The following is a 14195-nucleotide window of genomic DNA, read 5'->3' as shown; positions in this document are numbered from 1 at the left end:
ATTACACTAAATTTTATAAATTTATTTTTTCCGCTATACGCAACTTCGCACTCCGCGCCCGTGGATTCTCTTCTAATTCATTCACCGAAGGAGCAATCGGCTTACCTATGATTTTAATCTGTGGTTTATTATTGCACATACATATCGGCAACGCTTTTGGACAAATACATCCTTTTGCAAGCAGTTGTAAAGTCTGCTTCGCAATACGGTCTTCCAATGAATGAAAAGTAATAATACACAATCTCCCACCCAAATTAAGTCTCTCTATGGAAGTCGTAAAAGCATCTTTTAAAATCCCTAACTCATTATTTACTTCAATACGTATAGCCTGAAATGTTCTTTTCGCTGGATGTGGACCCTCGCGCCTTGCTGCTGATGGAATCGCTCTTTTTATGATATCTACTAATTCTCCAGTAGTTTCGATCGCTTTACCACTTCGAAATTCAACGATAAACTTCGCAATTCTCTTGGCCCAGCGTTCTTCTCCATAAGTAATAATCATATCAGCCAATTGACTTTCCGAATACTTATTCACAACATCATAAGCAGAAAAATCGCTATTTGGATTCATGCGCATGTCTAAAGGTGCATCTTGCATATAAGAAAATCCTCTTTCAGCGATATCCAGCTGATGGGACGATACCCCTAAGTCAAATAATACGCCGTCGACCTTATTTACTTTTAATTCATCTAAGACAAGTCCAATATTTTGAAAATTATTTTGCACGATATCAACTTTGCACTTAGCACTGGATAACTTGACTTTACCTGTTTGTATCGCAGCTGGATCCTGATCAATGCCAATAAATCGCCCCGATGCTCCCAATTGTTTGACAACATGTTCAGCATGTCCACTTCCACCTAATGTACAATCAACATAAATACCTTCAGGATTCGTTACTAATGCAGATACACTTTCTTTTAATAACACACTAACATGATGAAATTCCACAGCAGTCACTCACCCCATTTAAATTCATAAGCACTATATTTTCACACTATATTCAACTTTATATACCTAAATCAACTAAGCTTTCAGCAATCTGAGCTACCGTAGGAGCAATTTTTTCATTATAAGCATCCCAACTGCTACGATCCCAAATTTCAATGCGATTTGAAACGCCAATCACTATGACATCTTTATCAAGCTGGGCATATTCCCTAAGAGTGTTAGGTAGTAATATTCGCCCTTGTTTATCACAAGAAATCTCCGCTCCACCAGAAAAAAAGAATCGTACGAAAGCTCTGGCTTCAGGTTTTGCTAGCGGTAATTGCTTTAGCTTGCTTGCCAAAATATCCCATTCTTTTTTTTCATATATAAACAAACAATTATCAAGGCCTTTGGTAACAATAAAATTTTCCCCCAACTCCTCCCGGAACTTGGCAGGTAAAATGAGTCTTCCCTTATCATCAATCGTATGAAGGTACTCACCCATTAACATAATTTTACCACCACCATTTTGATTCCCCTACCACTTTTCACCACAATTACCCACTTTTAGTGTTCTATCTTTATAAAATAAAATCCTTCTTGCTACTTAAAGAATTCTTCATCATTTAAAAATAAAAGACAAAAGACCCATCATAAAAGTCTTTTGTCCTAGTTTATATCTAAAATATTCAATTTTTTATAATGCCCAATTCTTCTAAGACAGGTGCGCCATTTAAGCGAATGAAGAAACTTCGAAACGTTTTTTGCCCTTTAAAAATAGGGATCCTCGGTAAAAGAAATATATCGCTATCAGCACCAACCTGCCCATATTCAATGGTAAATGCAGCCTTATATCCAGTTTTTCTCACCATGTCTTCAATTTCCCCGCTATAAGTGCCGGTTGGGTAGGCAAAATACTTAGGAGGCTTACCTAATTGTCGTGCTATTTCATCACGAGATTGATTAAGTTCGTCTAGAGCTTGTTCTTTAGTAAGACTTGTAAGGGACTTATGATTTGCAGTATGAGAACCAAAGATCATACCATTTTGCTGCATTTCTTTTATTTGCTCCCAAGTCATAAACCGTTCATCTTTACTAATAAAATTGGTAACAATAAAAATAGTTCCTGTAAAGCCGTATTTTTTCATGATAGGATATGCATTTGTATAATTATCAAGATAACCATCATCAAAGGTAATCAAAATTGGCTTATCTGGCAGCGATTTACCTGATTTTAAATAAGCCATCAGTTGATCAGGAGTAATCGTATGATAACCATTTTGATACAAATACTCCATTTGCTCTTCAAATTCTCGTGGAGAAACAGATAGAGCATGATTTAATATATCCACTTTATGATAATTTAATATGGGTACTTCTTGAAGATTAATAGGGTTGCTCTTATTAAAGCTCGCTACTACTGACTGAGTACCAAATTTAGAAAGGACAATCAAGAAAAAAATAATAACTAAGCTTATTATAATATTGATTTGCCCCTTTTTTATATTCAATTTTTGCCACCGCCCTTTATCATATAACCTCATTTTATCTTTATCTACAATATTCTACCTCTCTTTTGCAAAAAATACTAGTCTCTAGTTCGTATAAAAGTTTCTCGTTTGATAAAACTATGTATTAATAATTATGTGAATTAGGAGGCCGCTATATGCTTATAAACGAAAAAATGAGAATTTCAAAAGTTGTTGAAACAATAGCCTCAAACTATTGCTTTTTTTCGCGATCATGGTATCAGCATAATAACGTTAATCAATGCTTTAAATAAAGCAATAGAAAATAATAATTCTGACTGATTAAGCTTAGTACAATCCAAGTCTTTTTTAATTATAGGACAACAATAATATTTTTTGCTATTTCATAATCTAAAGCAATTTGTGTGTATCCTATTTTTAATACATAGACAGGATATGTTTGCAAAATTTCTATTTTTACCCCAGGCAACAACCCAAAAGCTGTTAGTTTGCGCAGATTCTCTCCACTTGTTAATAATAGACGTACAACATGTACAGTCGTATTCTTTTTGCATCTAACAATTGGCATCAGGTGAGCCATACTTTTCACTCCCTTTATGACATTCATGAATATTTCTATAGATACAAATTAAGAATAGGCAATAATTTCGAAAGCAATAAACCTCCCACAAAAGCAAAGACAATTATACTACATAATATTACCATTGAGATGAATATCCCTCGTTCTTTTATCATTACGGCTACTTGTGCAACACATGGTACAAATAAGGTCAGTGTTGCACTTGCAATTAAAAGTTGCTCTTTACTTAAACTTTGATTTGCAGCCATTTCATACAATCCAGCAGCACCATAATCTCTACGAAAGAAGCCTAACAGAAATGGCTGGGCTGTTTCTATTGGCAAACCCAGCAGACTCATGGTCGGTTGTAGAGAATATATAATATCACTTAAAATACCAGTTCGATCACCAAGCCACAAAATAACACTCGTCATTATAAAAATCGGCAGGATTTCTATAAAATACCACCACATCCGAATAAAAGCCTTCTGTAATACATTTGATAAAATTGGCAGGCGCAAAGGTGGTATTTCCATATAAAATGAACTAGAGTTGCCAGGAAGAAAACTTCCTGACAACCTTCCAATGATTCCAAAAATGAGAAGGATATAACAGCCCCATATCGTTAGAGATAAAAATGAATCCGACAATAACGCCAAGATAACACCAAGCTGTGCCGAACAAGGTATGGTCAAAGACAATAAGAACGTAGCTAATATTCTTTCGCGGCGTGTTTCCAATGTTCGCGTTACCACACGTAACATACAAAATATATTTAATATCATAACGAAACCTTTACTCTCCACTACCTACTACTTGTCCATTTATAACATATCAGCCGATATTACTCGGCTTGATTCAGTTGCAGAAAAGGCTCTAAAACATCTAGTAAATCATTAATGAGCTTTGGTGGTGGATTATCTTCCGGATACTCAATACCATCGAATTCATATTCAAAAACAACCTCCATTTTCATTCCCCCCCTAGGGTATATGCTCTCTCCTTGTCTAATATTAATAATTTGTGAAAACATTATAAATGTAGTCTAAAAAATTAAGACTTATGTTGAAAAGGAAGAGACAGTTCTTGTAGCTGTCTCTTCCTTTTCAACATAAGTCTTACAAGTATATTTAATCACACAATCTAATATATATTTGTTGTGACAATAAAATTCTTACTAATGTATTGCTTTTTTCTTTACTCTACCGCCCATCGCATCATGTACATCTGTTATTGTAATGAAAGCATTTTCGTCCTTTTCCTTTACAATCGCTTTAAGCTTAGCAATTTCAAGCCGAGTAAGAACAGAGTAAAGAATTTTTTTATAATCACCTGAATATCCGCCTTCACCATGAAGAATGGTCACGCCCCTCCCTAAACGAGCCATTAGCGCGTCAGCTATTTCATCTGGATTATCCGAAACAATCAGGATACCTTTTGACTCATCTAATCCTTCAATGGTTATGTCTATAACCTTAAAAGCAATGAAATAGGCCACCAAAGAGTACATTGCTTTATCCCAGCTAAAAATAAACCCTGCACTAGCTAAAATAAAAATATTAAAAAACATGACGATTTCACCTATAGAAAACCCGGTCTTCTTATCTAAAATAATAGCAACAATTTCAGTACCATCTAAAGATCCACCATATCGAATGATTAAGCCAACGCCAATTCCAATAATAATTCCACCAAAAACAGCTGATAAAAATGGATCTCTTGTAACTTCTGATATAGGATGAAAAATGGAAACCCAATAGGCCAAAGAAAATATGGAAAAAATAGTTGATATAGCAAATGTCTTTCCAATTTGTGTATAGCCTAAATATATAAAAGGTAAGTTTAGCAGTACTAAAAATACACTTAAAGGCATCGAAGTTAAATGACTTGCCATAATTGATATGCCAACAATACCACCATCAATGATTTGATTGGGAACCAAGAATTCTTCTAGTCCTACAGCGGTAAAGATAGATCCGATAAAAAGCATGATATACTTCTTAAGTTTGTCTATTAATAATTTTCTTTTTTTTAACATAAAACGCTCCTCCCATATGTATATTTTCTTATTCCCACAAAAATATAACTTATAGAGTAATAACTATCAACTTTATGCAAGAATAATGCTTTACTTAACGATATCACTATTAATTATTTTCTATTTTAATTTATGATTTCCTTTTATGCCCTACAAAAAAATACAAATTCCTTTAACCTCATAAGATATTTTTATAAATTTTTTTCTTCGGGAGGCTGCAATGAATGCGATTTACTGCCGTGTAAGCACAGAGCTTCAAGCGGAAATAGGTTATTCAATTAGTGACCAAATTCGCACTTGCCATGAGCATGCTGCCAAACTAGGCTTGGAAACCTCAAGCTGCTCAGAATATATTGATGATGGCTATAGCGGTGAGTATTTAGAAAGGCCCGCCCTTGACCGTTTAAGAGATGATCTGCATAATAAAAAAATTACGAATGTCATTGTTTATGATCCCGATCGCCTTAGCCGCAACCTAACAAATCAATTACTATTGGCTGATGAAATTGAAAAATTGAATACAAAACTATATTTTGTAACTGGCAGCTACGATGCTTCACCAGAAGGACGCTTATTCTTTTCGATCCGTGGTGCGATCAGTGCTTTTGAAAAAGCTAAAATTCGTGAACGTACTCTACGTGGTAAACGTGCCAAAGCACGAAGTGGTAAGATGATCCAGAAAACTCGCGCCTATGGTTACGACTGGGATGATGTAAATAGTACGTATAGTATCAACCAAACTGAAGCTGCAGTCGTACATATGATTTATGAATTGTATCTTAGTAAAAAAGTTACAATTAAAGAAATCGCGATTTTTCTTCGTCAACAAAATATTACGAACCAGCAGGGTAAACCCTTTACTCTATCAATGATTTATCGAATCTTAACAGATGAAAAATATGCTGGCACTAAATGGTCTTTTAATAAATATGAAAAAAAGATCAGTCAATATAAACGTAAAAGGATAGCGCGACCAAAAGAAGATTGGATTCCAATCCCTATTTCTCCGATTGTAACAATTGATCAATTTCAAAAAGTAAGACAAATCTTAACTGAAAACAAACGTAAAAGCCCTCGTAACACAAAACATGAATATCTACTGCGCAACTTCCTTAAATGTTCAGTCTGCGGTTATAGCTTGTCAGCTCATTCTAAGAAACATTCTTCAGGTAAAGAATATACTTGGTATAAATGTAACTCAGGAGGTAGTGATCTATCGCTAGCCCCATGTGGCAACCCATCGATCTCATCACTTGAGATCGATGAAATCGTATGGAAACATCTCTGTGCAATTATAAAGAATAATAAACAACAATGTTTAATTTCCTTTCCAAATGAAGCTACGTCTAAGACTGATAAAATAAAAGTTATTCAAAATCATCAAAGTGAATTAAAAAAGAAGCGGACAACAATCCTTCGGTGGTTTAATGAAGGAATGCTAACTTCTAAGGATGCAGAAAAAGAGCTTAATCGTTTAAAAGAAGATCTTCAAAGAATATCCGATTCTCTTACCAAACTCTCTTCTAATCCTACTACACAAATAGATCTTGAAGCTTTTTTTGCCGCAAGGTCTTTTATTGAACGGCGAACTATTATTGAAAAGCTGGGTTGGAAATTCTACATTGATCATCGCATGATACCAATGAAGATCAGCATTAAAATATAAACTTCTATAGACGTTTTATCTTTTACTTCTCACCATAACTGCCATTGTGCCACACCCTAATCCCAAAGCAAAAGGAATAACAGCTCTACCATTTAGTCCAATTCTTTTAAATATACAATCCATTAACATGGCTAATCGAGGTAAATATCCACTATCTTCTAAAATCGCAAACATAAAGAAAAAAGTGCTAACGATTGGTAAAATAATAATAAATGCATAACGAAACCCTAAAGTGAAAACTCCATATTTGCCCATTATCAATGATTGCAACCAATCCCAGGGTATATGTTGATACACATAGTATCCGATTAAAGGGTTCGCATAAGGAAGAAAGAAATTAATATCTAAATACTCAACTAAAAACCCTGCTCCAAATTTACCTACAAATTGATAGATTCCAAAAAATATTACTAAACATAAAATAGGTATTCCAGTTATTGGTTCCCTAGTTAAGCGACTTAAAGTTTCACCCATTCCTCCCGAATGTAGATTTCTTTCTTCCAGAACGGAGTCACAAATATGATCAATCGCCCGCTGCCGTTCTACAGCCATAATGTATTCCATATCATTTTGATAACTAGATTTAAGTTCATTTACTTTTGCTAAAATTTTAGAAAATGCATGTTCCTTCCGGCTTGCCAATGCACACAGTCGTTTATCACCTTGTATAAGCAAAAAAGCTGCCATGCGGGGCGATAAACCATAATCTTCGTTTATTTTTTCACTGATAAAATGAATGGCTTGTTCTATATCAGGAGAATATAGTAAAGAAAAACGAGGTTTTATAAAGGAATATTCCTGAACTTCTTCTTTAATCTTTTCGAGACCAAGACCTTTTGTGGCAATGGTAGCAATAACTGGAATTCCCAATATGTCAGATAAACACTCTAGCCTTAAAAAAATACCATTTTTCTTTGCTTCATCTATCAAATTTACAACTAATACGACCGGGAAATTCATATCAATTAGCTGCAGCGTAAGATGCAGCATTCTACGAATATTTTTAGCATCAATTACATTTAGTACAATATCCGGCTGCTCCTGACACAATAACATTCGTGACACTCGCTCTTCCTCTGTAAGGGGGATAAGTGAGTACATACCAGGAGTATCAATAATTTCATATGATTTTCCATTAATTTTGCTATACCCTCGAGATATATCAACTGTGGTTCCTGGATAATTGGATACTGCCACATATTGACCAGTCAGGTAATTAAATATTACGCTTTTACCAACGTTAGGCGAACCAACTAAAACCATTTTTGTCAATAGTTCCGTCCCCCATCTTAAAAATTTTGTTGCTATTGTCTATTCTATCAGCAATATAATTAGAACAAAAAAACAACCAATAACAGCATTTACTGTTATTGGTTGTCCATTTTATAATACTGAGGAAATTTTATCACTAATGGCAGTTTTAGGCATAAACCCTAATAATTTTTCCACCTTTTCTCCATCTTTAATTAGAATCATAGTGGGCAAACTCATTACACTATATTGTTGCGCTAGTGATCTATTTTCATCTACGCTAATCTTTACCACTTTAACCATGTCTCCTAAATCAGCAGCTAATTCGTCAAGTACTGGAGATAACTTCGTACAATGGCCACACCAAGGTGCCCAAAAATCTGCTAATACAGGTACTTTTGACTCCATTACTTCACTCTGGAAGTTTTCTTCATTTACATGAATTACATTTGCCATTGATTATGCCTCCTTTTTTTTCATTTCTACCATGACACATGCATGATGAACAACATTAAGCCCTAATTCTTCAGCTACGTGAATAACCTGCGGAGCATCGGCTCCCGGCTGTAACCAAACATTTTTTATACCAATTTGTGCACATTCATGCATAATCTTTTCTCCAACTTTAGGAGGTACTACTATATCTACAGCTTCTGGCTTTATTGGTAAATCTTTAAGTGATGGATAACATTTCCGTCCCAAAATTTCCGTAACACCAGTATTAATAGGATATACATCAATTCCACTATCTAACAATACCTTAAAAATTTTATATCCAAACTTTTCTTTATTATCAGTTGCGCCAACCACTGCCCAAGTTTTTAAGTTTATCATAGTGTCAATGTTACTCAAAGATTTACCTCCTTATATTAACTTTTAATTACATTATATTACCTTTGGGCATTTCTGGTCAACCTATGATTATTTTTCAAAAAATAAGGCGAATAAAGATAAGCAAATTTCAATACCAATCAATATGATAACCGCCCATTCTAAACGCGTCCCCCTCTTGGAATGAGCTAATCCTGAAAAAACTTCTATAATATCCATTAATGTATCTATTTTATGACGAAGTTTTTCATAGCGATCTGTTAATTCAAACAATATGGTAAGTTCATCAAATAGTTCACTAGCACCCTCATGATTCCAAGTAATTGCTGGTTTGTCCAATAACATAACATATGAAATGGTGCTTAACTTAAATTCTAAAATACTCGCTGACATCTTTGCTAGTTTTTCATCTGATACGGTTAACTCTCCGCGATATAAATTATTCACAACTTCTTCAATCTCATCTAAAACCCGAGAGATATCAGATTCAATTTTTTCTAAAGCTACAGATTTTGCCAATACGGTAGAAACGATATCAAATTGATATTCAGCTATTTGTTTTGTAACCATATAATCGTTATTAATAGCCGATTCACTTTCTGAGTTAATTTCAATCTTATATTCATCAACATATTTAAACGTATTTATATCATGTATACCATTTTCAATCGTTTTTAAATAATTGATAATATCCATAATTTCATGATATTGAAAGTTTAAAAATACAATACTGCCAAAATGAAATAAATAAACTCTTTTCATTTCTATTTCACGAACAATACCTTGTAACTCAGTACCTTTTAATATTAAATATTCTTCCCATTTTAGTTTACGATTACTACCAAAATGTTGAGAAATTTTATTTAAATTAATTTCGTTATTTAAAACAATTGCTTTAAACTCCGTTTCCATCACTTTCTCACTCTCCATTTGAGCTATTTCTCCATTTATCCAGAAATTAAGTAATTTTTAAAAATTGCTTTTCTCTGCATATTAGGATATTTTATTATATAGATATTAATAAAGAGAGGTTCTATTTATGAACATTCAAATCTTTGGTACAAAAAAATGCCAAAATACTCGCAAAGCTGAACGATATTTTAAAGAACGAAAAATCTCCTATCACTTCATTGACTTAACCTTAAAGGCCTTAAGCAAAGGAGAGTTAAATAATATAAAAAGATTTATTGATTTGAAGGACTTAGTAAATACTGAAAGTAAAGAATATGAGGCAAGTAATTTAAGATATATCATCCATAATACAGAGGATATTTTATTGAACAATCCTCTATTACTTAAAACACCAATTGTAAGAAACACTTCTAAAGCTGCAACAATTGGATACTGCCCCGAGATTTGGAAACAGTGGCAAGTTTAAATCTCTAATTTTCTTATAAACCATAAAGGTGCAATCTTACCTGATGCTCATATTGAGTAACATGTAAAGACAGCACCTTTGTGGCTTCTTTTTTATATTTTTTTCGATGATCAAAGTAGGAAATACTCTTGCTTATAATCTTGCTAATAATGATTTTATATCTTCTAAGTAGTTATTTACATCGAAATACAATACTTCTCCTGTACGTCTTACTTTCACTTCGATTAAATTCTCATTAATTGTTTTTGGTCCAACTGTAACCTTCAAAGGATATCCAATCAGATCCGCATCTTTAAATTTTACTCCAGGTCGTTCATTACGATCGTCAAAGGCAGCCTCAATACCTGACGCATTTAATGCCTTATAAATTGAATCTGATAAAGACATCTGCGCCTCATCTTTGGCGCTAATCGGCACAACAACAACTTGATAAGGTGCTATCGCTGCTGGCCAAATAATCCCATATTCATCGTTATTTTGCTCAATTGTTGCAGCCATAGTGCGACTCACGCCGATACCATAGCATCCCATAACCATAGGCTGCTCTCTGCCATTCACGTCTAGATAAGTAGCTTTTAACGCTTTACTATATTTCGTATGCAGTTTAAATACTTGACCAACTTCAATTCCTCTAGCAGTTTTTACCAGTAATCCGCAATGTGGACAAGGATCATTTTCTTGAATTAAACGAATATCAGCAATGATTGTTGGAGAAAAATCACGTTTAGCATTCACGTTACAATAATGTTTATCAAGAGTATTTGCCCCACAAACAGCATTATATTGATTCATAACAGTAGAATCAGCAATAAGCATAGGAATTTTTATACCAATTGGACCAATAAATCCAGGAGTACTCCCGAGGGTTTCTACTATCGTCTTTTCATCTGCTAGTTCAATGGTTAAACAATCCACTAGGTTCTGCAATTTAATTTCATTGACTTCGTGGTCACCGCGAACTAGGGCTACTACAACGCCCTTATCAGTATTATAAACAAGGGTCTTAATTGTCTTATCAGCGGTAATCCCCAATAAAGTTGTTACCGCGTCTATTGATTTAGTTCCTGGTGTCTCAACAATAGTTAGGGCTTTTAATTCCTCTTCCGGCATTAAGATACATTTTAATTCCGCTTTTTCAACATTTGCTGCATATTCACATGACGGACAGTATACAATAGCAGCTTCACCTGAATCAGCAATAACCATAAACTCATGAGTGCCACTGCCACCAATTGCCCCACCATCAGCTTCCACGGCCCTAAATGTTAAACCACAACGATTGAAAATAGCAGTATAGGCTTCATACATTTGATCATAGCTTTTGGCAAGACCATCCTCATCTTTATCAAAAGAGTATAAATCTTTCATAATAAATTCGCGACCACGCATTAACCCAAAGCGAGGACGGCGTTCATCACGATATTTATTTTGAATTTGATAAAGCTTTAGAGGTAATTGCCGATAAGATCGTACATCTGAACGTACCAATGTAGTAATCATTTCTTCATGAGTAGGCCCAAGGCAGAAGTTGCGGTTATGTCGGTCCTTCAATCTAAACATTTCATCACCATATACATCCCAGCGGCCAGTTTCCTGCCACATTTCTGCTGGCTGTATGATTGGCATTAATAATTCTTGGCTTCCTTTAGCATCCATTTCTTGACGCACAATATTTTCAATTTTTCTAAGTACTCTCAAAGCCAATGGCATATATGTATAAACTCCACCAGCAGCTTTGCGAATCATACCAGACCGCAGCATTAGCTGATGACTTACTACTTCAGCTTCTGCCGGAGTTTCACGTAATGTAGGAGCATATAATTGTGATACAAGCATAATTTAATTGTCCTCCTCAATGAGTTTGTCAATTTCTGTGAATAGAGCTGTTACTAACTGATCTTCTGAAACTCTTTTTACGATTTCACCTTTACGAAATACTAATCCTTGCCCCTTACCGCCTGCAATACCAATATCAGCTTCCTTAGCTTCACCTGGTCCATTCACAACACATCCCATAACGGCAACTTTAAAAGGTTTATGTACTTTGCTAAGTTTTTGTTCAACTTGTTCCGCAATTTCAGCTAAATTAATATTACATCGCCCACAAGTTGGACATGAAATTAAGGTTGGCCCATATTCTCTTAATCCTAATGACTTTAATATTTCATTTGCAGCTTTTACCTCTTCTACTGGATCACCTGTTAGAGATACACGAATGGTATCACCAATACCTTGTGCTAATAAAGCACCAATACCTACTGCGGATTTAATCATCCCCGATTTTATGGTTCCAGCTTCCGTAATCCCTAAGTGCAAGGGATAGTCAACTGCTTCAGACATCAATTGATAGGCTTTAATAGTCATAGGCACATTATTGGCTTTCAATGATATTTTAATATCTCGAAAGTCTAATTCTTCTAAGATGGCAATATGCTGCAGTGCGCTTTCCACCATTCCAGCAGGCGTAGGGTGCCCGCCATATTTTTCTAAAATACTTTTTTCTAAAGAGCCAGCATTCACCCCTATACGAATCGGAATGCTTCGTTTCTTTGCTTCTTTAACAATGATTGAAACGTGAGTTGCTTCGGCAATATTGCCGGGATTAATTCGCAGAGCATCAATACCATTTTCCATTGCAGCAATTGCTAAACGATAATCAAAATGGATATCTGCAATTAGAGGTATCTGCACTTTTGATTTAATCTCTTTAATTGCTAATGCTGCTGACATATCTGGTACCGCTAAACGTACTATATCACACCCTGCTGAACCCAGCTGCATTATTTGAGCTACTGTACCTGCTACATCGTCAGTTTTGGTATTTGTCATAGATTGAACAGAGATAGGAGCCTTCCCCCCAACCATTACCTTGCCAACAGATACAGGATTGGTCATTTTTCGTTGTATGAATTCTGTCATTTCTTCACCTCAAAATCTACGATCTAGGCTGCAATTAATTTATTAAATAAATTTAAATTCACCCTTGATTTCACACACTTTTTAAATCTATCTCATGCTTAAAAAATCTTTAATCTAGAAATATCTTTAAAGGTAGCTACTAAGAATAAAAGCATCAATAAAGCAAAGCCAATCATTTGAATAAATTGCATATGTTTTTTCTCCAAAGGCTTACCTCTTAATCCCTCTACAACTAGGGTTACAAGATGCCCGCCATCAAGCATAGGTACTGGCAACAGATTAATCAGTCCTAAGTTAATACTTAAAAATGCAGCAAACTGCAGTAAAGGAATCAACCCTAATTGCGCTACTTCACCTGCCATTTGTGCCACACCAATTGGACCAGCTACTTCAGCAGCAACCTTTCCTGTAATCATTTGCGCAATGCCAATGACCATACTGCTCGCTACTGCATATGTTTGCTTAGCAGCTAAGCCAAACGATTCGATAAAACCTGGATGGTATTTTTCAATTTGCGGCATCACACCGATTATCCCTCTGTTGGCTTTTTCATCAAATTCTGGAGTTACTACCGTTGTTCTAAATTCACCATTATGTTGATATTTTAGTGATAGTTTATTACCAGCATTTATTTGTACAATATTTACAAATTCTCTCCATGATGCAATTTCTTGATTATTAACCGAAATGATTGTATCTCCAAGGGATAATCCCGCCTGCGCTGCAGGCTTATCAGCAAAAACATTACCTACAATGGGAGAACTTGAAGGAGTATCAATACCCGAACTCAAAAAAATGGTCAAAAATAATAAGATTGGCAACACAAAATTCATTGTTGATCCAGCTACAATTACTAACATTCTGGCAGGAATTGATTTTGCATTAAAAGAGCGATCATCTTGCTCCTCATCAGGATCCATACCCGCAATTTTATTAAAACCGCCTAATGGTATAATGCGCCAAGAATATAACGTCTCACCATGCTTATAACTAATTACTTTAGGACCAAAGCCAATCGCAAATTCATCTACTCTCATACCAGTCATTTTTGCGGTAATGAAATGTCCTAATTCATGAACAAATACCAATAGACCAAATACAAAAATGGTAGCAACGGTTGTCATCAACAATA

Annotated in this window: 16 protein-coding genes; 2 read left to right on the top strand and 14 right to left on the bottom strand. The window is 34.9% G+C overall.

Annotation, left to right across the window (positions count from 1 at the left end; translation table 11 throughout):
• Window positions 1-13: 13 nt before the first annotated feature.
• The 7 genes from rsmH to BMZ99_RS09960 form a co-directional block, all read right to left on the bottom strand.
• Window positions 14-952, bottom strand: coding sequence for a 16S rRNA (cytosine(1402)-N(4))-methyltransferase RsmH (rsmH, locus tag BMZ99_RS09985; RefSeq protein ID WP_090936142.1), 939 nt, complete (start codon window positions 950-952; stop codon window positions 14-16).
• 58 nt (window positions 953-1010) lie between these two features.
• Complete coding sequence (gene mraZ / locus BMZ99_RS09980) at window positions 1011-1442, bottom strand: division/cell wall cluster transcriptional repressor MraZ (RefSeq protein WP_090936139.1); 432 nt, start codon at window positions 1440-1442, stop codon at window positions 1011-1013.
• A 178-nt stretch (window positions 1443-1620) separates the two neighbouring features.
• Entirely contained in the window at window positions 1621-2442 is an 822-nt protein-coding gene (locus BMZ99_RS09975) for a polysaccharide deacetylase family protein (RefSeq protein WP_090936267.1), read from the bottom strand.
• Window positions 2443-2773: 331 nt separating this feature from the next.
• Window positions 2774-3001 (bottom strand): FeoA family protein, encoded by a 228-nt coding sequence (locus BMZ99_RS09970; protein WP_090936137.1) that lies wholly within the window; start codon window positions 2999-3001, stop codon window positions 2774-2776.
• A 35-nt stretch (window positions 3002-3036) separates the two neighbouring features.
• Window positions 3037-3744, bottom strand: a complete 708-nt coding sequence (locus BMZ99_RS09965) for a nucleoside recognition domain-containing protein (RefSeq protein ID WP_090936264.1) — start codon at window positions 3742-3744, stop codon at window positions 3037-3039.
• An 80-nt stretch (window positions 3745-3824) separates the two neighbouring features.
• Window positions 3825-3950, bottom strand: a complete 126-nt coding sequence (locus BMZ99_RS27350) for a hypothetical protein (RefSeq protein ID WP_281246772.1) — start codon at window positions 3948-3950, stop codon at window positions 3825-3827.
• Window positions 3951-4157: 207 nt separating this feature from the next.
• Window positions 4158-5018, bottom strand: a complete 861-nt coding sequence (locus tag BMZ99_RS09960) for a YitT family protein (RefSeq protein ID WP_090936134.1) — start codon at window positions 5016-5018, stop codon at window positions 4158-4160.
• Between the two features lie 220 nt (window positions 5019-5238).
• On the opposite strand from BMZ99_RS09960, the gene BMZ99_RS09955 reads away from it, so the two are divergent.
• Complete coding sequence (locus BMZ99_RS09955; protein ID WP_090936131.1) at window positions 5239-6684, top strand: recombinase family protein; 1446 nt, start codon at window positions 5239-5241, stop codon at window positions 6682-6684.
• Window positions 6685-6699: 15 nt separating this feature from the next.
• Here the strand turns inward: BMZ99_RS09955 and BMZ99_RS09950 are convergent, their stop codons facing one another.
• The 4 genes from BMZ99_RS09950 to BMZ99_RS09935 form a co-directional block, all read right to left on the bottom strand.
• Window positions 6700-7947, bottom strand: coding sequence for a ferrous iron transporter B (locus BMZ99_RS09950; RefSeq protein WP_245754911.1), 1248 nt, complete (start codon window positions 7945-7947; stop codon window positions 6700-6702).
• Between the two features lie 120 nt (window positions 7948-8067).
• Window positions 8068-8391: a thioredoxin gene (gene trxA, locus BMZ99_RS09945; RefSeq protein ID WP_090936125.1), complete on the bottom strand. Its 324-nt coding sequence runs from the start codon at window positions 8389-8391 to the stop codon at window positions 8068-8070.
• Between the two features lie 3 nt (window positions 8392-8394).
• On the bottom strand, window positions 8395-8787 hold the full coding sequence (locus BMZ99_RS09940) for a CoA-binding protein (protein ID WP_090936122.1): 393 nt from the start codon (window positions 8785-8787) through the stop codon (window positions 8395-8397).
• A 69-nt stretch (window positions 8788-8856) separates the two neighbouring features.
• The gene (locus BMZ99_RS09935) at window positions 8857-9681 is read right to left on the bottom strand and encodes an RMD1 family protein (protein WP_090936261.1); all 825 of its coding nucleotides are present in this window, start codon (window positions 9679-9681) and stop codon (window positions 8857-8859) included.
• 124 nt (window positions 9682-9805) lie between these two features.
• Between BMZ99_RS09935 and BMZ99_RS09930 the strand changes: the two genes are divergently transcribed.
• Window positions 9806-10144, top strand: coding sequence for an arsenate reductase family protein (locus tag BMZ99_RS09930; RefSeq protein ID WP_090936117.1), 339 nt, complete (start codon window positions 9806-9808; stop codon window positions 10142-10144).
• 132 nt (window positions 10145-10276) lie between these two features.
• On the opposite strand, the gene BMZ99_RS09925 is transcribed toward BMZ99_RS09930, so the two are convergent.
• From BMZ99_RS09925 to rseP, 3 genes are all read right to left on the bottom strand, one after another.
• Window positions 10277-11980, bottom strand: a complete 1704-nt coding sequence (locus BMZ99_RS09925) for a proline--tRNA ligase (protein WP_090936114.1) — start codon at window positions 11978-11980, stop codon at window positions 10277-10279.
• Window positions 11981-11983: 3 nt separating this feature from the next.
• Window positions 11984-13063: a flavodoxin-dependent (E)-4-hydroxy-3-methylbut-2-enyl-diphosphate synthase gene (gene ispG / locus BMZ99_RS09920; protein WP_090936111.1), complete on the bottom strand. Its 1080-nt coding sequence runs from the start codon at window positions 13061-13063 to the stop codon at window positions 11984-11986.
• Between the two features lie 98 nt (window positions 13064-13161).
• A complete protein-coding gene (gene rseP, locus BMZ99_RS09915; RefSeq protein ID WP_090936108.1) occupies window positions 13162-14193 on the bottom strand; it encodes an RIP metalloprotease RseP in 1032 nt (343 codons plus the stop codon).
• Window positions 14194-14195 lie beyond the last annotated feature (2 nt).

The sequence above is a fragment of the Pelosinus propionicus DSM 13327 genome, from assembly GCF_900114615.1.
Classification (GTDB): Bacteria; Bacillota; Negativicutes; order DSM-13327; family DSM-13327; genus Pelosinus; species Pelosinus propionicus.
Note: the sequence above shows the minus strand (reverse complement) of the source record. Positions and strands in the feature narration are given on the sequence as shown.

Bases quoted from the DNA above. Each gene is read 5' to 3' on its own strand.
- mraZ (WP_090936139.1), bottom strand. From the start codon at position 1,442: ATGTTAATGGGTGAGTACCTTCATACGATTGATGATAAGGGAAGACTC.
- BMZ99_RS09970 (WP_090936137.1), bottom strand. From the start codon at position 3,001: ATGGCTCACCTGATGCCAATTGTTAGATGCAAAAAGAATACGACTGTA.
- BMZ99_RS09965 (WP_090936264.1), bottom strand. From the start codon at position 3,744: ATGTTACGTGTGGTAACGCGAACATTGGAAACACGCCGCGAAAGAATA.
- BMZ99_RS27350 (WP_281246772.1), bottom strand. From the start codon at position 3,950: ATGGAGGTTGTTTTTGAATATGAATTCGATGGTATTGAGTATCCGGAA.
- BMZ99_RS09960 (WP_090936134.1), bottom strand. From the start codon at position 5,018: ATGTTAAAAAAAAGAAAATTATTAATAGACAAACTTAAGAAGTATATC.
- BMZ99_RS09955 (WP_090936131.1), top strand. From the start codon at position 5,239: ATGAATGCGATTTACTGCCGTGTAAGCACAGAGCTTCAAGCGGAAATA.
- BMZ99_RS09950 (WP_245754911.1), bottom strand. From the start codon at position 7,947: ATGGTTTTAGTTGGTTCGCCTAACGTTGGTAAAAGCGTAATATTTAAT.
- trxA (WP_090936125.1), bottom strand. From the start codon at position 8,391: ATGGCAAATGTAATTCATGTAAATGAAGAAAACTTCCAGAGTGAAGTA.
- BMZ99_RS09930 (WP_090936117.1), top strand. From the start codon at position 9,806: ATGAACATTCAAATCTTTGGTACAAAAAAATGCCAAAATACTCGCAAA.
- BMZ99_RS09925 (WP_090936114.1), bottom strand. From the start codon at position 11,980: ATGCTTGTATCACAATTATATGCTCCTACATTACGTGAAACTCCGGCA.
- ispG (WP_090936111.1), bottom strand. From the start codon at position 13,063: ATGACAGAATTCATACAACGAAAAATGACCAATCCTGTATCTGTTGGC.